The organism is Streptococcus sp. 1001283B150225_161107_H12 (assembly GCF_015552665.1).
Lineage (GTDB): Bacteria > Bacillota > Bacilli > Lactobacillales > Streptococcaceae > Streptococcus.
Genome location: NZ_JADNFC010000001.1, coordinates 645,357 through 669,006, shown reverse-complemented (window position 1 = coordinate 669,006; position 23,650 = coordinate 645,357). Strand labels below are relative to the sequence as shown.

Here is a 23,650-nt window from a genome sequence, read left to right as displayed (position 1 = left end):
AAATATTAAACTTTTGGGAAATATAGAGTATTTTCAATTTGAATCTCATGTGAGTATTGATTGTCAAACAGGGGAAAAACTTCCTCCAATAGTAAATTATCATTATTTTTAAAGTACTTAATAAATATTTTAACGAGATCAATTGAAGCAAGGTCAATGTAAAACGATTTTACTTTACTTCGTTCATTCCGATTTACTTGATAGTAGTTTTTCAATATTTTTTTTACAAAGAAACGTTTCGGAAGTCCCTCTTCTTCAAATTTCTTTAATATTTCTAAATATAACTCCTCAAGGGGAACCAACAAATTAAACACATTCTTTATTATATATGATTTTCGTACGAGAACTACGTTACCACACTTTATTTTTGGTATTGTACACTGAACCATTCGTCGTGTTTCATCAACAATTTCATCTATCTTATAAATATTAATGAGATTCAAATCAAATATCGCAGAGGTTTGATATGAATTAAAAAATTGAAGTTGAATTGGCAATAGTTCATTTGCAACTGAACTCATGTATAATGGAAAAATTGCCTCTCCTCTATAAAATATATCAACCATTTCTGTTTTATTACTATATTTAAATGTTAAATCTTCAGTTTTTATAATGGTATCTTTTTCATTAATATCCAGTCTTTCTGTAGTATCTAGCAAAAGCCTTGAACTTAAGATTGATTCATGCACACCTAAGTTACTGCCAAAGCTCTCACGAATTTCTACCAAATTAGTCTTTATTGAATTCTTTAGATATTTTACTAAAAGGGTCTTATCAATATTATAATATTTAAAATATCTAGTAAATCTTGTTAAGTAGCCTCTGTAAATTTTATTGATTACTACTTCATCTTGACCCTCTTGTAAAAAAAATGTTGATGAATTAGCAAATTTCGATGTAATATCACCGAAAGACTTCAACTCGGTTTGAATGAAATCTCTAATATCTACCTCATCTAATCCAGATTTAATAATTTCTTTTATTTTTTTGAAAAAAGTTTTACGAGCTTCCCTTATTACATTTAAATCCTGACTGTTTGATTCATTTAAAGGCAACTCCTCAATAACTTGTCCAAATAATTTATAAATTTCAATATTATCTCCTCTAATTTCCTCTGTAGAAAACTTTTTAACAAATTCTTGAGCGAAAAGGATTCTAGCATCTAACATCCAATCAAATATTATTAAATAATTTTGTAAAAGCAATAGCGACTTTACATCTAGATTACTACACCTAGGAGTATAATCGTAATACAACATATCCTCATATATTAAAGTGTTATTATTAATTTTAATATCTAAAATATCTTCTATTTGAACCAAATAAGACTTCATTTCTTTTAGATAATAAAATCTTTTTTTATAGTCAGAATCACTAAATTTTTGAACTATTTTTTCAATTTTTTTTACTATATTTTTAATTTCTTGTAAGATACCAGTTTTATCGTCAAAATAATCAAGTTGATTGTAAAACTCCTCAAATATATCCTTTTTACTTTCATCCAATATTAAGTCAGAGACTATTAAACCACTATTTACAAAAGAATCAAATAAACTCTCTACTTCTTCTAAAGTTAATTCAATTCCAGAACATTTACAAATTGATTGAATTTCATCAAAGAAATCTAAAAAATTAAAACTCTTTTTATCTAAATGTTTTAAAATTTTTTCATAAAAAAAATTATTTCTAAATGTTTTGAAAGTATCTACGTTATTAATTATTCTGTCAGCACTCAAACTAGTGTTTTGTAGAATAATACTTGTAGAATCTTCTCCTATATTCAAAAACGAAACTCTGTAGCTCACTTGTTTTCTGAACAATTTATTTTTCAGAATAGTGTCAAAAACCATCTTTAAAATAACAAAATTAATTTCAACTTTTAAAATATTCTCTTTATGTTCAACAACGTGGTTATTCTTAATCAGTGCAGTAGAAGCATATAAACTAAATGGAGTAGTTTTAGTTACTCCTCTGACAAATATTTTTAGCATTGTTTCATAAAATTGTCTAGTTTTCTTATCATTGCGTCTATGAATAAGAAAATTATTTAAATCATTTTCAAGATTAGTGCTTATTAATGGTAATAAACTATTCAAGGTTTCAAATGTTTCAGATTTTCTGAACTCATCATTCATTATTTGTACTTGTTCTTTAAACAGTGCTTGGTAACTTTCTTTTAGAAATTGTTTTTCAGAAATGTAAAAATTATAAGCATTGATCAATTCTTTTAACTCAGCTGAATTATTCAAACCAAGTTTATTTATATCTATCAACTTATTTTTTTTTAATTTTTTATTTATATCATAGTAATTACTAATATATTCAACTCTTAATTTTTCATTAATTAGATTGATAGTTGATATTCTATTTGATTCATTGTCTTTCAATCTATCAATAAAATCTAAACTGAAATCATAAAATAATTTAGAAGATAATTTATCTAACCCTTCAAATTTAGTATTTGTTTTACGATCAATTATATATTCCAATAAATAATTTTCCATTTTATAACCTATTAAGTAAACTACTTGACACCTTTGGATTCTCTAATGACAGAATCAATCTTTCCACACCGAGTGTTGAATATTCTTCAGAAAGTCGTCTTAATTTATCAGGAGACACAACAATGGTTCTACTTTTATCATCAAATTTTAATGTATTATTTTTTGAGACTAGCTTAATTCGAAGAAACATGTTCAATTCAATATCGGGAAAACTAGTTTTGATATCAGAAATTATAGTTGGCTGACTGTACCAAATTATATTTCTCTCAATAATGTCTGCATATTTTTGAAGTAAGTCCATATTTCTAGTAGAAACTGTCAATTTCGGAATTTTTATATCTTTAAACCACTTTATATAAGTTCTGCTTTCAACACTTGATAAACCTGATACTTGATTCTGATAATATGCCACATACCTATCAAGCCATTTCTCAAATAATATTCTCTTTTCATCATAATTTATACCAAGTAATTCAAATACTGCATTTTTTGCTCCGTCACCTATTCCGAAAATAAATTTAGATTTTTCTTTTAATTCTAGCGTAGATAGAATTTCCCTAATAGTATTTTCTGGTGTTCTAAATGAAGTATTTATTACAGCTATCCCTAAAATAAATTTTTTATCAAAAGTTGAAGAAAGTTCATTCACAAAAAGAAATGGATCCAAGCAACTACCTTCATCTCTATCCAAAAATTGGGCAACAGGTAAGTCTCTAACCCAAATACTATCAATTTTATTATTCTCTATGTCTGTTAGTAATTCAACATCTGAATGATATCCATTTAATGAGATAGGTAACATTATTCCATATTTACTCATATCAAACCTTTCTAGATTTCATTTTATAAATACATTATGATTTTTCTTTTAATGCTAATTTCCCATTTGGACTAAGTGAAATAAATGAGACCAATCCAGCGACTAAAAAACCAATCCCTATAAATCTTAATAAATTTCCATTTGAAAAGTATTTAGAAAGTTGACTGAAAAACCAAATAGAGATTGGAGAAATACCGAAAGCAACATATTTGAAAAAAGTATTTACACTACCTAAAATTTCCTTTGGTGTTTCAATTTGTCTTAATGTAATTATATAGATAGTTCTAATACCCATTGAAAGATATATCAATAAAAAAATAAGAATGAAAATAAAATAATTATCTACCAACAAAAGTAACAAACCACTTATTGATAGACCGACAGAAGAGATTCTCATTAAAATTGTAAATATTTTATTATTCTTTGAAGCAAATCCTATCAAAACAGAAGATAATAATGAACCTATTCCGCTCATTGACATTATTATTCCAACTTTTTCAATACTATTTTCAGAAGCATATTTTGTAAGTATAACTGTATCCAAAGGTGCATCAAAAATATTTCCTATTATCAAGACAATTAAAGCAATTGTTAATGTAGGATTTTTTAGAGTATAGGTAAACGAACTCACTAAAGATGTCTTACTTTTGGTTTCATTAGAAGTAACTATTACCTCATCAATTATCAATGAATTAATTAATGTAAGCAAAGTAATAGATAATACAATATATAGAATAGATATTATTATTCTTTTGTTGACTATAAAATATGAAATATTTGGAGAAAGAATGTATGCTAAACTACTCATGAAATAAAGAGAAGAATTATACTTACTTAGTTTCTCTGAAGGTACAATTAATGGAAAATAAGATGATTCTGATACGCTGTATAACGAAGTATTGAAGTTATTTACAGCAAGAATCAAAAGTATTACTAGAAAACTATATTTTTCTTCTATAATCATAAAAAGAGTTAAAATATCTACCAAAATATCTATAAAAAGAGTTAGGCTAATTATTTTTTTTCGATTAAATTTATTAACAATCGTAGCAATTAAAGGCCCCAGAATCAAAAATGGCAAAGTATCCGCCAACATTATGTAACCAATTTCCAAAGTTTTTCTGAATTCATTAGAAAAGTACAAAATAAGTAACACTCTGAAGACTGTGTGAGTAAAAGTTATTAGATTTGCGGATAGATAGAACGAATTAATTATATTTTTTTTCATTATTGCTCTCTTTCTAAAGTGATAAATAATACTTTAGGTATAAAAATGGGGTCATTTACATCTCTCATAAGGACTTCTATATTAATAATTTTAAATCCAACTTTATTGAAAAATATTCTAAACTTATTTTCTAAATCTTGGGTTAATATTCTATTATGAAACCACAGTCCAATAACAAGCGTTCCATTTTTAGATAAATTTTCAATTATATTTTTTAGAAATATTTTCTTCTCTTGAATATACTCCATAATAAAATTTGCTACAACTAAATCAAATTCAATAGATAAATTAGGGAAGCTTGAATTTAAATCATTATTTATAAATTTTACATTGTTGAGATTAATTTTTTTCGGATTAATATCTATAATAACAACGTTACTTTTTGTTACTCTTAAATTTGAAATCTCAGAATCAAAACCTAAAATAAGTATATTTTTTGCATCTACATATAGATTGCGCTGCTTAAAATTTAATTCATCAACTAAACTTAATATTTCTTTTTCATATTCTTTGTATTTTTTCATCGTTTCATTAACTATGTGGTAAGGGTAATCTACCTGCTATCTTTTTAAAATCTATCGGTAAATATGCAGTTGGTGCATTTATAAAAAAACCGGGAACTAGAACTCTAACAGCTTCCCATCCTATTTCTTTTATGTCATTTGATGTCACAACTGAAACGATAACTTTTTGATTCTTAATTTTAAAATAATTAATTAACGAGTTCAAATCAGTGTAAATTCCTTCAAAAATTGGCTCTTCCACAATCTCAGTCAATCTATATTTAAGTAAATCGAACGCTCGTGGATCCAGATAATATTGTAAATTGTGAATTAAGTCAAACATATCCATTTTATCTGTTCTGAAATCATCCATATAATATCTATTCATATTATCAGATTTTAAATATGCTTTTACAGGATCATTATCACTTATATTTCCATCAATTAAATTTAGCATATTGTAATGTAGTTGAACTGCTTCCGCTTTTGCTTTTACCATAGCATCTTCTATATCAAACTTTGTAGAAAAACCTACAGCAACAAGTTTTCTAATATTATCATAGATAAATGTAGCAACAGTTGGTACAATAGCATCGATTTGGTAGGATAAAAATGTATAATCTCCATCAATTTCCTTTTTAATAAGTCGTTCTTTACTATCAAAGTACCACCATTTGATAGAAGCATCTCTTTCAATCACTTCCATTAATGCACTTTGAACAGCTTTATCTACATTAATTCCACTTGCTATTCCAGACAAATTTGGAAAATTAAATCTGTGATCAGTAAAATTAACATAAACAAGTGAAGCCGGTACATAACAATCCTCACCTGTCAAATAATTAAAAGAATCCTTCCAATACATTTTATCTACACGAGTAGCTTTTTTAAAAGGGAAACCTTCCTGTTCTAATAGTTCATCAGAATATGTAATAAACTTATTAAGTTCATAAAATGGTAAATTTTCTAAAGCAAGCTCTTCTTCTGACGCTAATTTAAGATTTTCGGGAACAATGTTTGCGCAATATCTTTCAATCGCTTCCCCCATGCTTGAATATAAAGCTGTATTAAAATCAATTGAACAACCAGTTCCAACACCATCAAAAAGATACTTTTTATCATACTTGTTCCTATCAGTCACTTTAGATCTAACGAGTTTAAATTCTTTAAAATTATCAACTTTAATCAATTCTATTTTTTTAATAATTCCTGTATACTTGTTGTAAAGTGCTGAGTTAACAATGTTTTCCACCATATAATACTCCTTCTAATTGTAGATGAACTAATTTTTCTTTTTTAGGATACCTAGGAAACATATTGTTACTAAAAATAATTTTGAGTAAAATTGATTGGTTTATTTTTTTAATACTTATAGGAGGAAACTCTGTTGAGTTTGAACCTTTATTTAATATAAATTCTGATAAAAGTATCGATTCATTATCTTTATTAAGATAAAAAATTTCACCAAAAATATCCTCGTCAATCGTTTTGTAAAATAATTTTAAGCTATTTAGATATTGAAAATCTTTAATTTCAAGATTAATAAAATTATTATCTAAAAAGATTCCTAAGACTTTTGAACCATTATTAATATTGGTTGTGTTATTTCCAATACAAGAAGAAAAATTCAATTTTTCAAATTGTTTGTCATTATCTAGAAAAAAGCTTTCATACACTTCATCCTTGACATTCTGAAAATATATTTTGCTAAAACCTTTTTTTATTTGTAGCCCTTTATACCATTCTACCTCATTAAAATATCTACCAATATTTTTTAAGTCATGATCTAAAGGAGTAACGATTAATTGTTTTTGAACATGTAACCATTGTTTATAATCATCAAAAGCATATTTACAATAACCATCTTTCCACCCAGCAATAATTATTACAGGGACTTTGGGGAAAACCACATCAAGGTCTTTTATTTTTGGTGGTGCAACTCTTGTTTCAATTTCTTTTATAATTCGACTAGTTACAATGATTGGACTACTTTTTTTACCTGTACCATGAATATTTTTCCACCATACAAAATCTCCCAATCTAAATACTCCATCATTAAAAACTGCTTCCACTTGGTTTCGGACACCTACCCGAATTAATAGCTTTGTAGGAATCGAATTTTGTGTCTCAAACGCTAGAATGCGTGCACAATATGCTTCATAAGAGGAACCTATTATAACGATATTTGAAAAATTCTGGGAACGTAGATATCTTAGCAACCTAACTGAGTCCTTTTTTTCATTTTCATATGGAACCCATTCACCAAATGAACCATATCTTCCTCTGACATCCTGTAATAGAACACTATATCCATAATCACTATTTAATTTTTCGGCCCAATTAATATATTTTGATGCATCATAAGGAGTGCGAACGATAAAACAAGTATCATTCCCTTTAAAAATAAATGTTTGTAGCCCAACAATAAAAATTTTATCCATAATTATAACAGTTTCAAATAAAAAAACTTTAGATTTTTCAATAACACTTTAATTCTATTTATAGTATTTTCATCAATTTCAAGCAAATAATTATATTCAATCCCAGGAGGTATCACAAGAGTATCCATTGAAAATAAGAGGTTTGCGAACTCATTCAAACCGCATCTTGAAGACGGCCCAATTGAGGTAGAAATAATCCCATTGATCTTCCCATAAAAATTTTCGACTCCTAAATTTTCAATAAAATACTTTACATTTGAAGAATAACTACGATTATATTCAGGAGTTAGCCATAAAATACATTTATATCTACCAAAGATTGTTAAATAATCTGGCAACTTCTCGTATATATCATAAAGCGAAATAATATCAAATTCTAGTTTTTCAGATATTTCTAATTTTTTTAAAATATTATAATAAATAAATTTTGTATTATTCTCCGCTCTTCCTGAGCAATTAATAACTAATATTTTCATGTTTTTTTCCTAAACAGCCTGGAACCTTATAGATATTTAAAACTTCAAAAGTTTTTTTTGATTCATCGTAAATTCCATATTGATTCTTTTTTATTTTAGATATAAAATTTCGTTTTAAGTAATCATATTTATCAAATTCAGGACTTAAATATTCTATATTAGAATACTCTGAGCTCAGTAACTGTTCAAAACAGTGTAAACAATATGTGGATTTATTTTGATCAATTTTCAAAATAAAAAATAGATTCTGTGTTGACAATATAATCATATTTTCCTCACCTCAAAATATAGTGAAAAGGCAAACAAATTTAAAAATTATTTATCTTCTTCTACCCATTCAAAGGCATTGTGTACAAGTGAATGGTGGCAACTCAATAAAATATTTGAAGTTGTTTTTGATTCTGATTGTTCAGTTAATAATTCTTCAATAGTTGGTAATTTCTTTTCAGACATATTAGTACCTCAATTCTTAGATTAAATTTAAAATGTTATCAATAAGCACTGAATTGTTTTATTAAATTATTTGTTGCCTTTCCACTACAAAACAGTTTCAGTTGAAACCACTTTCATTTTATTTGAGATTCCAAAAATTGTCAATTATATTGCTCATAGCATAATTATGGACAGTTAACTTAATTCCCAACTAAAAGTTGACAAAGAGTCAATCTAAATAGTAAAATCAAATAAAAAATGATAGGATGAAAGAGAGTAAGAAGAACCATGAATAATTATATCATAGACGTTTGGACACCTATTTTAAGAGAGGCATTATCTAAGTTTGGGTATGTATTTGAAGTAAAATTAGGTAAAGTGTTTTCTGTAAATGAAAGGTTAAACTACACAGAGATAATCCTTAATTATGAAGTTTCTGTCAACAAAAATGATATTGTCAATTTTTTCATATACTGTCAATAATTATGTGTAAATACTCTAGTAGAGCTTGAACTGCACCCCAAAAGTTAGACGGAAAAGATCTAACTTTTGGGGTGCAGTTCAAAGTGATATCTCTTTTTACTTAAATGGATGTAAAGGGTCTTACAAAGTTCTTTTAGCAAAGAAAGATATTGAAAAAGAAACTACCTCAATATATAACATTAGAGTACAAAAATTACAACATCCACGGGATTCTCTTATCATCTAGTATTTCATTGGCATGTAATGAAGCTATTTCATGTTCAATAATTTTTACAGGAATTTGAGATAGAAAAATCGTTATACTCGACAATAAAAGAAAGACTAATGCTAATCGCCATTCTATATAGATAATGGCAACCACACTCATGATAAGGGTCCCTAAATTTGCAATTAGAGAGATTCTAGGAATCAATAAATTTTCTTGAATAAGGTCACTATTTTTGGTGATATTATTTAAGAAATCTGAATGGTTACGGTTGTCAATTTGGTTAAATTCACGCGATAAATAATGTAATAAGAGACCCTTTTTTAGATCTATAATAACTTTTTTTACATATTGATTTTTAAGATAGGAATAAGAACAAGAGATAAAGAACCACAGTAAAATTAAACTTACACAAATAGTGATATGAAAGAGTAATCCACTATTTGAATTAGTTATACTATCAAGTATTCTTCCTAATTGAAGAGAGAAGAATGTCATTAAAACAGCACTTGTCAAGCTTAATAAAATAATCAAGAAATATAGAAATTTATATTGTTTCATAATCTGGTTCATATCTTACTCCTTAAGTAACTCTGATGAGAATATTATAATCCAAATATGAAAATCAGAAACAAACTTCCCGCATTTGGGACGCAATGAATAATTTACACTAAATATAAAAAAATTATAAAATAATTATTTTTTAGAATAAGAGGAGAACTCATATTTTTATTTAACAATGAATATATCACACTAAACTAGATAAAATATACAAGTTAATTTGTACCGAAATTACTATATATTATAAGAAAAATAGAAACTCTAAAGCATTCTGTACACTTTAATTTTAATTCATCTCTTTTTGTTTCTCACACTAAGTACTAAGACGGGATTATAAGCACATCAACAAAAAGACTTTATTCAAACTTACCTTTGAATAAAGTCTTTTAACTATCTAAAAAGTTCACATTTTATGCTTATTTATGGAGTTAATGAAGCGCCAACTAAATCCTAGAACCAACATCAGATTGATGAAAAGGTACACAGCCGTAAAACTAGTTAAACCATATTGTCTGATATCATCAAAATATAAAGTAGGTTCAGTAAAGAACAAATAAATTCCATAAACCTCCACGAAAATAAGAAAACTGACAAAACCAATCAGGAAAAGTCCACTGGCAATAAGAAAGAGTCTCCATAAAAGAATGAGAATTCCTCCAACTGCTAAAAAAATTACTGGGATAAGGAGTAAATCATTCATGACTTTCTCCTTTCTAGTCAATCAATTGACGATAATGGGTGGCAAGAGAGGAATCAAACTCTTCTAATTTTTGAACTAAGTCCAAATACTCCTCTTTTTCATGTTCTTCAAACTCCACACCTAGATGATTCTGAAGAGAGATTTCCAATTGACTAGTGAGTTCTCGTTTAGAAAAACTGTAATCCCCAGTAATTTCCTCATAATGTTCCTTTAGCTCCTTGTAGGCTTGGTATTCTTCAGGTGTTTGAAATCCCTGTACTAAGGCCTCTTCTAATTGATAATAGGTATCTTCCATCATAATCGTTACCTCGTTTCTTTCTATCTTTATTCTACCGCGCTTTTCTTTTCTTGTCCGCTATTTGTATCTATTTTTTAATCCAATTCAAAAGAAAGTTGTTCTTGCTTTTCTTTTCCTTTTTCGTGGAATTGTCTTAAGGCCTGATCAATAATATCTAAATCCGTTTCTGTTTCAATCAATGGCGCGAGTACATCGTATTCGGTCTTTTTAGTTTGATAATCCTCTTCCTTTGGAAAGTTTTTCTCAATTTCAACTTTAGCAGTAGCCCATTTATCCTTTAATTCATCCAATAAGTTCTGAGTTTTCACTTGGTCCTCTTTAATATGATCAATCGTATGCTGAAGTCTTTGAATTGTCCCCAAAGGAGAATACAAATCTAAACTGACAGAATATTGATTTTCTCCTACAATCTTAACAGAGAAGGTTTCAGGAAGAGGTTGATTTGTTGGAAGACTAATCATTTTTATTTCAAATCCTCTATAGCTTGCTAGGGTTCGGAATTCTTTGCTGTCAGCTTGATTATGACGGATAAGACGGTGTAGGGATTCCCCTGCTTCAGCTCTTTGATCAAAAGCTTGCTTGCCTACCGTCATAGAAAATGACTGGTCTTTCGATATTTCAGACTGTTGAATGTCGCCTTCATACTTGCTTAATCGTTTCTCAAGAATGGGCATATTTTCTTCACAGTAAGAGATTGTATGACGATAGTGATCCTTGCTGCGTTGAAAGGCGCGTCTTTGATTTTCTAATAGAGTTAGATCATTCTCTAGTTCCATCTTATATTTGAGATAAGGATTACCTGTTGCTAGTGCCTTAAAATCAGAAGCTGTCATGGTCTGTTCATCAATGTCTTCCGCAGCACGAATCGGCTCCTTAGAAGTCATAATCTGCTTAATATAACGAAGTTTGTTCTCCTGAGTTGCCCATAGATAATTATCAAATGAACCTTTGGTAATGTAGTGGTAAATATCCACTTCCTTGTTTTCATTTCCCTGTCGGATAATCCGTCCATTGCGTTGCTGAATGTCACTTGGTCTCCACGGTACATCCAGGTGATGAACTGCTTTCATCTTGCTCTGAACATTTAAACCTGTTCCTCCTTTTTCAGTTGAGGCAAGTAAGATCCGCACCTCTCCTGCATTGACCTTTCGAGACAAACTATTCTTCTTTTCATCACTATTGGCATCATGTACAAAGGCAATTTCCTTACTAGGGACTCCTCTATCAACTAATAAAGCCTTAATCTCAGAATAAACATCAAAGCCATTGTCCTTTTTCTTAGGTGTTCCAATATCCGAAAAAATCATCTGAGTAGCCTTATTTTCCATTCCTTCACGATAAATTCTTTCAACATTATCCACTACCTGAAGCAGTTTATGATTGTCTGTTAGACTATAACTAGTGTCTAATAAACGCATATCAATTGCTAGTTTCCGTGCTTCTCCTGTTATCTTTAACATGTTATCCTGACTCGGATCAACTGTTCCACATTTGACCGCATCTGACCTCATAACCAATTCTTCTAGATAGAGTTTCTGGTTTTCAGTTAACTCACTCTCAATAGGGATAATATGAGCTTCTGGAACAGGTAAATCCAACATATCTTGTGTTTGAATGTCGGCTGTTTCTTTGTAGATTTTCATCAACTCAGGTAGATTGACAAACTTTTTAAATCGTTTCTTAGGCTGGTACTTATCCCCTGTAGGAGCTAATTCCATAGAGTTTTGAATTTCTCCAAAAGCACCGACCCAAGAGTCAAAATAATCAACTTGATATCGTTTTAAGATATCTGGTTGAATGTAGTTCATCATAGTATACAACTCACTAATAGAATTGGAAACAGGTGTTCCTGTCGCAAAAACAATATTTTTAAAATCATGTTCTTCCTGAATCTGTCGAACCTTCATTTCCATATCCACATTCTTCTTAGACGTTGTATTGGTAATCCCTGCTACATTTCCAAGTCCAGTAATTGGACGAATATTTTTAAAGTGATGTGCTTCATCCACAAAGAGAAAATCAATTCCTAAGTTTTCAAAATCAATAAAACTATCACGATTAAAGCGTTGGAGTTCTTCCAATTGTTTCTCTAGACCACTTATTGATTGTTCTGCTTCTTTAACGGTATACTTATTTTCAGAATTTGTTTTAATTTCTCGTAGTTCATTGAGTTTATCCTCTATATAATTCATCTGTCTTTCCTTACTGACAGGGATTTTTTCAAATTGAGAATCCCCAATGACAATGGCATCGTAATCTCCTGTAATAATACGTGACACAAATTGTTTTCTTCTCGCCTTCACAAAATCTTTCTTAGTGGTCACAAAGACCTTTTTAGTAGGGAAAAATTTCATGATTTCTTGGCCAAACTGAGCAGACAAACTAGAGGGAACCACATACAAGGGCTTATGAACCATCCCCAACTCCTTTAATTTAAACCCAGCACCAAGCATGGTCAAGGTCTTTCCTGAACCTACCTCATGAGCTAATAAGGCTCTTTTTTCTTCTACAATTCTTTGAATGGCATTCTCTTGGTGAGGGCGAAGACTGATGTTTTGTGCCAAGCCATCAATGACTAGATGGCTACCGTCATACTCTCGACTAACCGTTCGATTATAAAGACGATTATAGCTTTCCTCAATGACCTGTTGGACTTCTGGATACCGTGAGACAAATTCTTGAAAGAGCTCTTGTAAATGCTGCTCTTTTGCTCTTAGAACAGAGGTTTTTTCCAAATCTGTGATGGTCTTTTTCTTTTCTCCTTCCGTAACAGTCATGGTAATCGTCGGTTGGTTCGAATTAAGTAAATTCTCAAAAATCTTTCTTCCTGTATCATAACGTGACCCACTAACTCCAAGACTACTATCTTTAGCACTTGGATAGCGATAAGCAAATGATGTCCTTAAATGAACCTGGCCATCGACAGGATTCACTTCAATGACTTGTTCAACATCTGGCGAAGACAATTCAAATTCATGATTGGTAAAACATTCAAAGGCAAATTTACCATAAACGGATTGAGGAATCCAACGTGACCCTATTTTAAACTCAATATCTGCCAGATGAATCCTTGGAGGGCGAACAGATTCTAACAAATCTAAAGCATGGTTCCAATCATATTCTTGGTTGTTTTCCTCCACTAATAGTTGAACTACTTCTATCTTGTTGAGAATATCTCCTGATAAAAACTGGTTCTTAGAAAGGTATTTTCTTTGCCCTCTTAAATAGCTTTCTGGATCCATTAAAATCTGGTCACCTAACTCATCTAAAATAGCAGCTTGGCTATGTTCAGGATAAATTGATACCATATAGTCTAAATCAACCCCTCTACCATCCGATAAACTAGAGTTTAAGGCATCTAAAGCCGTTGATACTCTTGTAATCACTCTCTCCGGCCTAACCAATGCTTTCTCAAAGGCTAAAGATTTTTTATATTTTACTTTCTGATCTTTAGAATCAATGTATTCATCTTCTAAACTTGCTAGTAAAGAATACTTATCGTCACTATCAAATAAGTTCCGATTGACTGAGACATTCAAGTATCCAAATTGGCTTACAAACCGATCATAGTCACGATTGAGTTTACTAAGTAATACCTGAAAATCTGTCCGACTATAATCTGGATGGCGTTGAATTTCAATTAAGGCTTGATATGTCTCTCTCAAATCAACCATGCCCTTAATGCGACTAATATCCTTATCCGATAAGGGGCTTTCATAAAAGACCGTTTTTTTGAACAAGCTCTTATATTTCCCTCTTTTACTCGCTTCTTCTGACTTGTATACATCTAGTGCTTCCTCATCTGTCAAATGAAGTTGCACGAATCGATCTATTTTATGTTCAGACAAGGAACTGTCCCAAGCTTTAAAATCTCCCTTCTCATCTACATAATAACTAATTTCGTCTACTTTTGAACTTTTCCGAATGCCATGCGTATCTCGATAATAAATTTGATTTCTCTCATATCCAAAAGAATAGAGCGCTAAGTTCTCACGTATATGACTTGGGATAGAATTATCCACTTCTTCTTGGATAAAAACAGGTGCTTTCAAAGAATTGTCAATTTGTTTAGGTGCTTCTACATTCTCTAATGCTTTCATTATGTCAGTAGCTAATGTTTCTGATTCCCCCTTAACATTGAGGGTTCCTCCATTAAAATTACGTACCTCATATTCACCCAAAACTTGTGTATTGTATTTCCCATCAAAATAAGGATTGATCCAGACACGCTTATCCTCCTCAAAGGGAATAGAGCCACTAAAGACAAGTTCCTCCTCATTAAGATTCTTTGCTTGATCCTTTTGAAAGAAGAGGAGATCTGTGGTCACTCGAGTACCTGCAATCTTTTTAAAAGCCGTATCCGGCAACCGAACTCCCCCTAAAAAATGAGTGCTAGATTTAATCTCTTGTAAGACATTATCTGTCCGCTTATCCATTGTGCCAATAGAAGAGATAATCGACACCTGCCCTCCGTCTCTTACTAAATCAAGTGAGTGTTTGATAAAGTAGTCGTGAATCATGTAAGGTTTATCATAGTTTTTATCGGCAATGCGAAAATTTCCAAATGGAACATTCGTTAAGACTAAATCAAAACTATTATTTTGAAAGGGAACTTCTTCAAATCCTCGAACTTCAATATAAGCATTAGGATGTAGTTGTTTTGTGATTGCGCCTGTCACACTGTCTAATTCAACTCCATAGAGTTCTGACCTCTCTCGTATACTTCTAGGCATAGCCGCAAAGAAGTTCCCAGTCCCCATAGAAGGATCTAATATCCTTCCACCCTCAAAGCCGTCGTCCACTAATTTTTGCCAAATCTGGCGAATAATCATTGGGTCTGTATAATAGGCTGTGAGAGAACTATGTTTCATGGTGGAGTATTCTGATTTACTTACTAAGCTCTTAAGAGTTAAACGTTCTACTTCATACTTTGGATTGAGTTCATCGAAAAATTCATTAGCAAGACCACCCCAGCCGACATACTTAGCTAGTAGTTCTTGTTCTTCTGGATTCGCTTGTCGTCCCTCTTTTTCTAATCTTTTAACAAGTTCAATTGCGGCGATATTCGTTTCAATCTTTTCTCGATTTGTCTTAGGATAAAAGTCCTCTAAATCATCTGGAAAAACAAAATCTTGAACAGGGACATCCGTCTCTTCTATGCCTACAATAAGCGTTTCTGTTTCCTTATCCTTTTTATTTTCTTCTTCCAGGTAGGAAAACAAATCTATTTCCTGACTTTCACTTGATGAATCAATCTCAATCTCTGAATCTTCTTTCTCAAGTTCTACACGAGACAATACTTGTTCAATCTCTTCCAAACTGTTCAAGTATAAGATAGGATTCTCTTCAAATAACTGCTTGGAATCATTTAATAGCTCTAGGCGAATTAAGTCATTTAACTGTGCATTTTCAATCGAAACCAATTGAAATACTTGTCCTTTATAACTTACTTGTGAACCGATTGGATATTCCCTCAAAGCTTCTTCTACAATTTTATCGACATTAGAAAAAGAGTTCGTTTCTTCCGTTTCCTGTTCAATATCACTTGAAGGAGATAAAACTTCCTCTACTTGATTAGACTTTTCTCTTATAGCCTTTACTTCATCAAAATGAGTAATAATCTTCAGCTTTTGTGTCAGTGGGAGTTGTGTGTAGTTTTCTTCATGTTGGACAAGATCCGTAACGGTATCTAAAGTAGCCATCAATTCTGAACCCAAATAGGCTAGAACATCTCCCTCTTTTTCTTCAAAATGAATCTCAAGAACTTCTTTTTTAAGCTCTTTTGAGTCAACCATTAGAAGAAATTCCTCTATATCTCTACTAATACGGTCAGATAGATTATTCGCAACTCGATAGACATTGACTAAATTGACATCCTGATTCTGATGAAATACAAGCTCACTTAATGGTTCTAACTTCTCTTTTTCAGATTGGATGTAAAATCGAGTGGAAAGGTTATAGATTGCGACTTCTTGCACCAAGTATTTCTCCCAACTACTTAATTGAGATAATTTACTTAGACCTGCTTGTCCAAAATTTCTTGTATAACTTTCTAAATCTTGGTCATTATTTTCAGAACTGTCCTCTAGGAAAGAAATAATATCTTGATGAAACGAATAGACATGAGGTATCTCTTCTATTTTGCCCTCTTCAGTCAAAAAACTCTCTACCAAATCCTGCCATTTCTCATCAAAATGTTGCGCTTGATAACGAAGAAATAAGTCCATTTTCTCTCTATCTTTTGGAATTGTTCCACGAAACATAGCCAATAATTGTATTACTTCCATACTCGCTCCTTTCATCTATACGAAAATAGGAGAATCACATGATTCCCCTACAACTCTATCTCCATTTCAACCTCTTGAGGACTGATTTCTAAATCACTAGATAAAAGAGAAACGGCATCCGTTCTCATGTAGTAAGTATATAAGTCTTCTAGGTCTTGTTGGTTTTCAATCCCTGTTTCAATACTAATCAGAGCCTGTATAAATTCCTTGTAGTGACTCTCCATCATATCTGAAATCTCTTGTTTCATTTCCATAAATACTGAGGACGGTTCAGTGATACTTGTTTGGTCTATGTCTTGTAAATCCTTTTCTAAGGGATTGGTTCCTTCTTCTATTTCCACTAAATCTGAACGTCCATCACCATCAGAATCTGCGCTAAGAGGATTGGTTCCTAGCGCCAATTCTTGAGCATCAGTTAGTCCATCTTGATCCGAATCACGTTGATAAATGGCTTCCATATACTTCCTTCTTTCCTAGTTAATCTTTTTTCACTCCAATCCTACCAAATATTCCTTGAAAGAAGTATCACAACAAAAAAGAGAACGAGCTAAAACTGCGTTCTCTTAAAAATGATAAAACATTACTATTAAAATAGATTACATGTAAAACTCTAAGCAGGCAGAGCCTGCTAACTCATGACAGAAAAAGATGTTTAGCCTATAATAAAGGTGAACAATACCAATACGTGATCTTTAATAGGGCTTTTCCTAGCCTGTATGTCAAACTGGTTGAACAAGAGTCATGAGATGACTCGAATATGCCTTGAGCATGAAAATATCTTACTAGTAGCCTCTTGTTCTATTGTTCAAATAGTTAACAGGAGGTTTTTATAATGGAAGTCATGATTGAAACGTGTTTGTATTCTTTTGAATCAGTAACTAATCCAATTTATCTATCTCTAAATATATAAAATCCCTTTGTAATACTATAAAAAATAACTAACAAAGAAATAACTATAAGACTCGGTTGCCAGAAACCTGATATGTCTATTAAACTACTGCCTAAAAGTTGGCCAATAAAGCTAACTAAAATTAAAATAATTAAATTGAAAACTACTGATACTAATAAAATTAACACCGAATGTATTATTGCCTCGCCTATACGTATTTTAAAAAGTTGTGATCTTGACACTCCCAGTGTCTTTAACTGTTTAATGTCTTCAATATCTTTATTAGAAGATAAAATTGTAAGAGAAATAGAACTAGTAATAATCAGAATAATTGGAGCAGACAGATAAGCAATAAAGGAAGCTCTTGCTTCGAGTACACCGTTTGCTGTATTCATGAATGAATACATATTTTGGGTGTAAAGAATAAACCCAGAAATGAGAGTTACTCCCATGCTCATTGAAGTTTGTATACTTTTCAAATAACTAGGATTGGATAGTAGATTCCAAAAGCCTGTATTAATTACATAATTTTCAGTTGGAAATATCCTCATTAAAAGTTTTATTAGAAACACTTGAATTGATGGAGATAGTGATTGAATAATAAGGATGTGAATAATTAATAAAAATAATATTATGCTTGACTGTGTTGAAATTATTTCTTTGTTTCTACTAAAACTTGCTGAAACAATCAAACCTATACATAGTAACCATAGGATTAAACGAACAGAGATGTTAATAAAACCAGTTACTGTAACTTTTCTTTTTTTCTTTTTTGGTTTTAATATTGATGATATTTTAAGTATACGACTTGAATAAAAGTAAGCCCCTATCCCGACAATTGTTGGGACTATGAAAACACTCAATAAAATTGATTGAATGTTGGCTGTAATAACTAAATCAGGTAACTCATCTCTTCCTAATAAATTTTGTAAAAATTTGTAGTAACTATCTGCCATGATAAATGAAAGTATTGTACCAATACTACTAACAATCACTGCCATTAAATAAAACTGTCCAGATACTAATAAAGATAGCTGAGTTCTGCTTGCGCCTAGGGTAGCCCATAATTGGTAATCCTTTTTAAAGATATCTATTAGCAGTCTTATATTATTTGAAATAAGGAAAAATAGAGTAGTCCCGCCAAAAACTATTAGCATTTGAAAAAGTTGTGAAGCGTTAATATTAGCAGTCTTTATTGCACTAGCAATACCAAATAAAGATGTTCCAACAATCAGGCTAGATACAAATAGTAATGGTATTGTTCCTAACCATTGTCTTTTTGAGTACTGAAATTGGTAAATGATTAATTTTAGCATAATAAATCCTCCTCAAATTAATCTTTACTACTTTCAAGTGCTTGATAGAGCTCATCAGCTGAAGGTTTAATAATTTGTCGAGATATTTTTCCGTCTTTTAAAATGAGTGCTCTGTCAGTTTTTGAAGCCAACTCAATATCATGAGTGACCATAAGAACACATTTTCCTTGACTCGCTAAATTACGAAGTGTTTCAAAAATAAGTTTTCTTGAGACGCTGTCCAGAGCTCCTGTTGGCTCATCAGCAAAAATAATTTTACTATCAGCTATTATTGCACGAGTAATAGCCACTTTTTGCTGTTCTCCACCTGATAAGGTAGCAACTAATGATGATAGTTCTGCTTTAAAATTCAAACTATCCAACATTTTTTTTACTTTATTTCTATCAACACTCTTTCCTGAGAGTCTCAGAGGAAGTGTAACATTTTCTAGTACAGGTAGAGCGGGTACCAGATTATAGTTTTGAAAAATAATTGCAATATCTTGCCTTCTAAATTTAGCAAGCTTCCCTTCTTTTAAGGTATATGGATTTATACCATTGATAACAACTTCGCCACTTGTTGGTTCAGATAAACTTGATAAGCAACTTAGCAAAGTAGACTTTCCAGAACCACTGACACCAAGTATTGATACAAATTCCCCGTAATTGACAGATAAAGAAACATCTTTCAAAATAGAGACAGTTTTGTCTTGCCCTAACAAAAATTCTTTTGAAAGGTTTGAGACTTTAACAGCTACATTATTAACCATAATAAATCCTCCTGATTCCAGTGTCATCTTTGATTTAATTATACAAATTGGAATTCTATTAATATTAAGTAAGTAACTTATGAAACGTATTTTTAATGGATAAAATTTCTATTTCCTCTGGATCTCGAATAAAGGTTTTTAGCGAACTAAGAATTTTTTCTATTACCATAATAGTATCATAAATGAGGCTTGATTGAAAGCGTAAACATAGCTTTGTTAAGTGATACAACTATTCTATACAAAATTTAAACATAAAACTTAGGTATACTTAATAAATGAGAATTTAAGTTAGCTATAACTAAGATAGTAGCATATGTAAAACTCTAAGCAGGCAGAGCCTGCTAACTCATGACAGAAAAAGATGTTTAGCCTATAGTGCTGGCATTAAAAAATCCTCACACATCACGCAAGGAAATCGCTAAATAAAACAGGCTTTGACCATGTCGGGATTAATTGCAGCACATTCCAAGGATCCAGCTTTTTCTTTTTTTTATAATAGAATTTCCCAAAGAGTAAGCAAGATGAAGGCCGTCATTGCTTATGCTCATAAGATTCTCAGAATCATTTACAAACTACTTTCCGCCAAGCATACTTATCAAAAAGAGAAGGGGCTAGGACTGAGGAAACAGTTCTAACGCCAAAACTAAAAAATTTCAATTACACGCTAGTACAGGAATTGATTTTTTACGCTTTCTTACTGTTTTTTTATATAAAAAAGATGACTTACTGAACCTGTAAGCCACCTAATCAGTCGGTTTATTCTGGTGTCTGCCACCGCTTGGCCCGTACGTCCAAGATTGCTATCGGATTTTGTTCTGGTGTCCGCCACCGCTTGGCCCTTATGTCCAAGATTACTATCAGATTGACCATGAGCCGACCACTCATTTATAGACATATTGTATCTTTAAATAGCTACAATTTCAAGTGTAAACTCTTCTATTTGGTCGTATAAGCAAAACTGATGGCACTATCTGCTTGAGAGATTTTTCTAAAGGTATAGTTAGGGTTGCCCCCATAGTTGGTTTCAGACACAAGGAAAGAGCCATCATCATAAACTTTCTCGACAAAAGCCACATGACCATAGTCTGCTGGTGTGCCATGTGTACCTCCCACAAAAGAAACAATGGCACCTGCTCTTGGTGTAGAGCCAGTTTCCCCACCAAGACTTGAAGCTGTCGCAACCCAGTCCTGACCATTTCCCATGGTATTAATGATTGAAATCTTCTCTCCGTTTCTACCTTTTAGCTTTAATCCTAACTGGTTCATACGAGCCGCAACACCCCATGTACATTGTCCATAGGCATAGGCCATACCATCTCCACCACCAGGAACAGAATGATCATACAAGTCCCCACGAACCCCTTCAAGGGATTGTGGGTCACTTTTTGCCTGTCCTCCATTTGTTTGACTAAAGCCTTTTTCAATTTGATAATACCATTCCGTTGCTCTAGTTTGTCTTTCCAGTAGTTTGTCACCAGAATTTCCCTCCCAATAGGTAAGGAAGAGTTGGGCGAGATTGGCTGCACTACCCGTATTTTTAAAGAAATCCTTTAACCAACTTTGATAGTAAGGACTATCCCCATGAAGCATAAAATCAAGTTGGAGGTCTAAATCATACCATTTCTTATTTTGGGTGCGTGCATAATTTAACAAAGCTGTATGACGTGTTGACCCATCTGCGGTATCCGTCCATTGACCTAACCCCAAACCTCTATGAAGGATATTAGGATAAGCACCACTATAAATGGCTGGCCCTCCTATCGCTAACCATCTTTCATCATCCCATGAGGAATCGGTAGCGCCAACTGGAGGAGATAAATAATCCCCTTCAGCTCGTTTAGGATTGATAGAAGATTCTACCGACCAATTTCCTAAAATAGCCGCAATGGCTTGGGGACTTGCCCCTTGAGATTTCAAAAACTCATAAATATGTTTTGCTCGTTCAAACTCATCCCCACCAAACTGACCAATGGCAGGTAAGATAGTTGTCTGAAGTTGAATGACTTTTGGAAAATAAAATTGCGGATTGACATACACCAATTTTTCTTTCTTGTTCTTATACTTTTGATAGGAAACTTTCAAACCTGTATCGTCTGGTGTCTCACCAATAACATCACCAGTTAAGACCCTTGTTCCCTCAATCGCACGGCCATTATGAATAGAATACAAGGTCAATCGACTCTCATTCTCTCCTTTTCCGTTAGTAAGGATAACATCATCTCCGTCAAGAGATACAACTCCATCCATTGGTGCGACAATTGTTTGGTGAGCCTTCGCTTCTAGTAGAATGTACTCCTGAAGGGTAGGTTTTCCATCTAAATCATAGTATCCATAACGATAAGTCATGGTTAGACTATCTTCGTTGCTTTTCCCCTCAAATGGATTGTCCAATTCCTGCATGGAAGCATAGACACCCTCTTCTTTTAGTTCCTTTATTTCCTCTTGATCGTCTTTCGATAGTTTATACTTAGGAGTTTCATAGAGGTCTTGCATGGATTTCAAATCATCCCCATCGTTTAAATCATGCCACAAAGTAGACAGATAATCCTTGTAAGTTTCGGAACTAAATAAGTGAACTGGTTTGTGTAACTCATAGTCATGGAATTTAAAGTTCATATACCCCATCACATCATCAACTTTTGTGTAATAAGTAATTCCTTTGTCATTTGTGCGAGTATGTTCTGCGTCTTCCCAGGTTAGGTGGGTATAAGCTTTTGTTAATTCAAATTCATCTTGTTGAATCAAACTAGCAGATGAAAATCCTAAAAAGAAGCTCATCATAAGTAAAAGAAGAAAGACTATTCCTCCAACTATCCAGGTTGCAGGATTTCCGGCCACAAATGTAAAGAAGGAAAAGGCTGCTTTTAGTTTTTGATAGATATTTCGGACACTAGTAAGACCTTGTTTCTTTAATTTTCGAAACTGATTTTTAAAGGAACTTGGATTCTCTTTCCCTAGTTTCCATCCTTTTCCAGCCTTAAAATGATGGTATCGCTCTTTTGTGTTGGTCAGTCTTTTCTTGGTAAAACGACCTGTTGCTTGTCCTGTTTTGACACTAGCTTTCCCAAGATTATAAGAAAGCCTACTGTAGCGTTTCCCTTTTCTAATGGTCTCTTGAAGTGTGCGATAGCCTTCTAAATCTTCATTTTCTGAAGCTAACTCTCCACCTTCACGTCCAAGGACATAAAGAAAAGTTTTGGCTTTCCTACTTACTTTTTTGGACTTATAGGCTTGTTTAGTAGATTTTAGATTCTCTTTTGCAGCCTTGACTTCTTTCTTAGCTTTTAATTCTTCTAAACTCTTCCCTTGAAAGAAAAAATTAGATTTTGCTTTCGATTCCTGACCATAAAGAAATTTTTGATTGGTTTTTCTTTCTTTACGACTCTCTTTTCTTTCTTCTTTTGCTTCTACCTTTGCATCCTTAAATTGCTTCTTGGCTATTTTCAATCGTTTCCTAGCATGAGGCAACCGTCTGTCTCTTAATTCTTTTCGATTCAAAAGAGATGGAGGACTATTTTGAAGAATATGATTGTAGTCTTCATTTGCTTGTTTTACTCTCTCCTTTGAAGCTTCTCTCATCTCCTCTAGCTTTTCTTTTATCTCTTTTTTCCATGCTTTTTCATCCAGTACAGCGGAATCTTTTTTCTGTTTCTTCACCTCCTTCTTTCCTTGTTTCAAGAATTTCTTCTCATCTTTTAGACTTCTTCTAAATGCCTTTCGGGCACGTATGATTTTTCTTTTATCCTTCATTCTACTTC

Annotated in this window: 16 protein-coding genes and 1 pseudogene; all 17 read right to left on the bottom strand. The window is 31.9% G+C overall.

Translation table 11 applies throughout. The features are described from left to right. Positions 1-5 precede the first annotated feature (5 nt). On the bottom strand, positions 6-2,504 hold the full coding sequence (locus tag I2C87_RS03060) for a lantibiotic dehydratase (RefSeq protein ID WP_195323908.1): 2,499 nt from the start codon (positions 2,502-2,504) through the stop codon (positions 6-8). 1 nt (position 2,505) lies between these two features. Further along, the gene (locus I2C87_RS03055; protein ID WP_094753911.1) at positions 2,506-3,324 is read right to left on the bottom strand and encodes a hypothetical protein; all 819 of its coding nucleotides are present in this window, start codon (positions 3,322-3,324) and stop codon (positions 2,506-2,508) included. Positions 3,325-3,358: 34 nt separating this feature from the next. Next, complete coding sequence (locus I2C87_RS03050; protein WP_094753910.1) at positions 3,359-4,552, bottom strand: MFS transporter; 1,194 nt, start codon at positions 4,550-4,552, stop codon at positions 3,359-3,361. Further along, complete coding sequence (locus I2C87_RS03045; protein ID WP_094753909.1) at positions 4,552-5,076, bottom strand: methyltransferase domain-containing protein; 525 nt, start codon at positions 5,074-5,076, stop codon at positions 4,552-4,554. Before I2C87_RS03045 ends, I2C87_RS03050 begins: the two co-directional genes overlap by 1 nt. Before the next feature lie 7 nt (positions 5,077-5,083). Beyond that, positions 5,084-6,310: a YcaO-like family protein gene (locus I2C87_RS03040; protein WP_094753908.1), complete on the bottom strand. Its 1,227-nt coding sequence runs from the start codon at positions 6,308-6,310 to the stop codon at positions 5,084-5,086. Next, positions 6,291-7,496, bottom strand: coding sequence for a CocE/NonD family hydrolase (locus I2C87_RS03035; RefSeq protein ID WP_094753907.1), 1,206 nt, complete (start codon positions 7,494-7,496; stop codon positions 6,291-6,293). The genes I2C87_RS03040 and I2C87_RS03035 overlap by 20 nt, the downstream gene beginning before the upstream one ends. A 2-nt stretch (positions 7,497-7,498) precedes the next feature. Then, positions 7,499-7,972, bottom strand: a complete 474-nt coding sequence (locus I2C87_RS03030; RefSeq protein ID WP_094753906.1) for an NAD(P)H-dependent oxidoreductase — start codon at positions 7,970-7,972, stop codon at positions 7,499-7,501. Further along, a complete protein-coding gene (locus I2C87_RS03025; protein WP_094753905.1) occupies positions 7,953-8,240 on the bottom strand; it encodes a hypothetical protein in 288 nt (95 codons plus the stop codon). Before I2C87_RS03025 ends, I2C87_RS03030 begins: the two co-directional genes overlap by 20 nt. 47 nt (positions 8,241-8,287) lie before the next feature. Then, a complete protein-coding gene (locus tag I2C87_RS03020; RefSeq protein ID WP_176752507.1) occupies positions 8,288-8,425 on the bottom strand; it encodes a hypothetical protein in 138 nt (45 codons plus the stop codon). A gap of 724 nt (positions 8,426-9,149) precedes the next feature. Next, positions 9,150-9,665 (bottom strand): annotated as a pseudogene (locus I2C87_RS03015) (ABC transporter transmembrane domain-containing protein); the annotation flags it as partial. Positions 9,666-10,056: 391 nt separating this feature from the next. Beyond that, positions 10,057-10,353 (bottom strand): DUF5966 family protein, encoded by a 297-nt coding sequence (locus tag I2C87_RS03010; RefSeq protein ID WP_048789096.1) that lies wholly within the window; start codon positions 10,351-10,353, stop codon positions 10,057-10,059. 13 nt (positions 10,354-10,366) lie between these two features. Then, positions 10,367-10,651, bottom strand: a complete 285-nt coding sequence (locus I2C87_RS03005) for a DUF5962 family protein (RefSeq protein WP_195323907.1) — start codon at positions 10,649-10,651, stop codon at positions 10,367-10,369. A gap of 74 nt (positions 10,652-10,725) precedes the next feature. After that, a complete protein-coding gene (locus I2C87_RS03000; protein ID WP_229046121.1) occupies positions 10,726-16,938 on the bottom strand; it encodes a DEAD/DEAH box helicase family protein in 6,213 nt (2,070 codons plus the stop codon). Between the two features lie 47 nt (positions 16,939-16,985). Next, the gene (locus I2C87_RS02995) at positions 16,986-17,396 is read right to left on the bottom strand and encodes a thrombospondin type 3 repeat-containing protein (protein ID WP_000387507.1); all 411 of its coding nucleotides are present in this window, start codon (positions 17,394-17,396) and stop codon (positions 16,986-16,988) included. A gap of 430 nt (positions 17,397-17,826) precedes the next feature. Next, positions 17,827-19,143 (bottom strand): FtsX-like permease family protein, encoded by a 1,317-nt coding sequence (locus tag I2C87_RS02990; RefSeq protein ID WP_000915988.1) that lies wholly within the window; start codon positions 19,141-19,143, stop codon positions 17,827-17,829. Between the two features lie 17 nt (positions 19,144-19,160). After that, entirely contained in the window at positions 19,161-19,892 is a 732-nt protein-coding gene (locus tag I2C87_RS02985; RefSeq protein WP_000247939.1) for an ABC transporter ATP-binding protein, read from the bottom strand. Between the two features lie 936 nt (positions 19,893-20,828). Continuing rightward, on the bottom strand, positions 20,829-23,642 hold the full coding sequence (locus I2C87_RS02980) for a phage tail tip lysozyme (protein ID WP_195323905.1): 2,814 nt from the start codon (positions 23,640-23,642) through the stop codon (positions 20,829-20,831). Positions 23,643-23,650: the final 8 nt, after the last annotated feature.

Coding starts and splice junctions, on each gene's coding strand:
- I2C87_RS02995 (WP_000387507.1), bottom strand. CDS start 17,396: ATGGAAGCCATTTATCAACGTGATTCGGATCAAGATGGACTAACTGAT.
- I2C87_RS03045 (WP_094753909.1), bottom strand. CDS start 5,076: ATGAAAAAATACAAAGAATATGAAAAAGAAATATTAAGTTTAGTTGAT.
- I2C87_RS03020 (WP_176752507.1), bottom strand. CDS start 8,425: ATGTCTGAAAAGAAATTACCAACTATTGAAGAATTATTAACTGAACAA.
- I2C87_RS03035 (WP_094753907.1), bottom strand. CDS start 7,496: ATGGATAAAATTTTTATTGTTGGGCTACAAACATTTATTTTTAAAGGG.
- I2C87_RS03010 (WP_048789096.1), bottom strand. CDS start 10,353: ATGAATGATTTACTCCTTATCCCAGTAATTTTTTTAGCAGTTGGAGGA.
- I2C87_RS02985 (WP_000247939.1), bottom strand. CDS start 19,892: ATGGTTAATAATGTAGCTGTTAAAGTCTCAAACCTTTCAAAAGAATTT.
- I2C87_RS02980 (WP_195323905.1), bottom strand. CDS start 23,642: ATGAAGGATAAAAGAAAAATCATACGTGCCCGAAAGGCATTTAGAAGA.
- I2C87_RS03030 (WP_094753906.1), bottom strand. CDS start 7,972: ATGAAAATATTAGTTATTAATTGCTCAGGAAGAGCGGAGAATAATACA.
- I2C87_RS02990 (WP_000915988.1), bottom strand. CDS start 19,143: ATGCTAAAATTAATCATTTACCAATTTCAGTACTCAAAAAGACAATGG.
- I2C87_RS03050 (WP_094753910.1), bottom strand. CDS start 4,552: ATGAAAAAAAATATAATTAATTCGTTCTATCTATCCGCAAATCTAATA.
- I2C87_RS03005 (WP_195323907.1), bottom strand. CDS start 10,651: ATGATGGAAGATACCTATTATCAATTAGAAGAGGCCTTAGTACAGGGA.
- I2C87_RS03040 (WP_094753908.1), bottom strand. CDS start 6,310: ATGGTGGAAAACATTGTTAACTCAGCACTTTACAACAAGTATACAGGA.
- I2C87_RS03000 (WP_229046121.1), bottom strand. CDS start 16,938: ATGGAAGTAATACAATTATTGGCTATGTTTCGTGGAACAATTCCAAAA.
- I2C87_RS03055 (WP_094753911.1), bottom strand. CDS start 3,324: ATGAGTAAATATGGAATAATGTTACCTATCTCATTAAATGGATATCAT.
- I2C87_RS03060 (WP_195323908.1), bottom strand. CDS start 2,504: ATGGAAAATTATTTATTGGAATATATAATTGATCGTAAAACAAATACT.
- I2C87_RS03025 (WP_094753905.1), bottom strand. CDS start 8,240: ATGATTATATTGTCAACACAGAATCTATTTTTTATTTTGAAAATTGAT.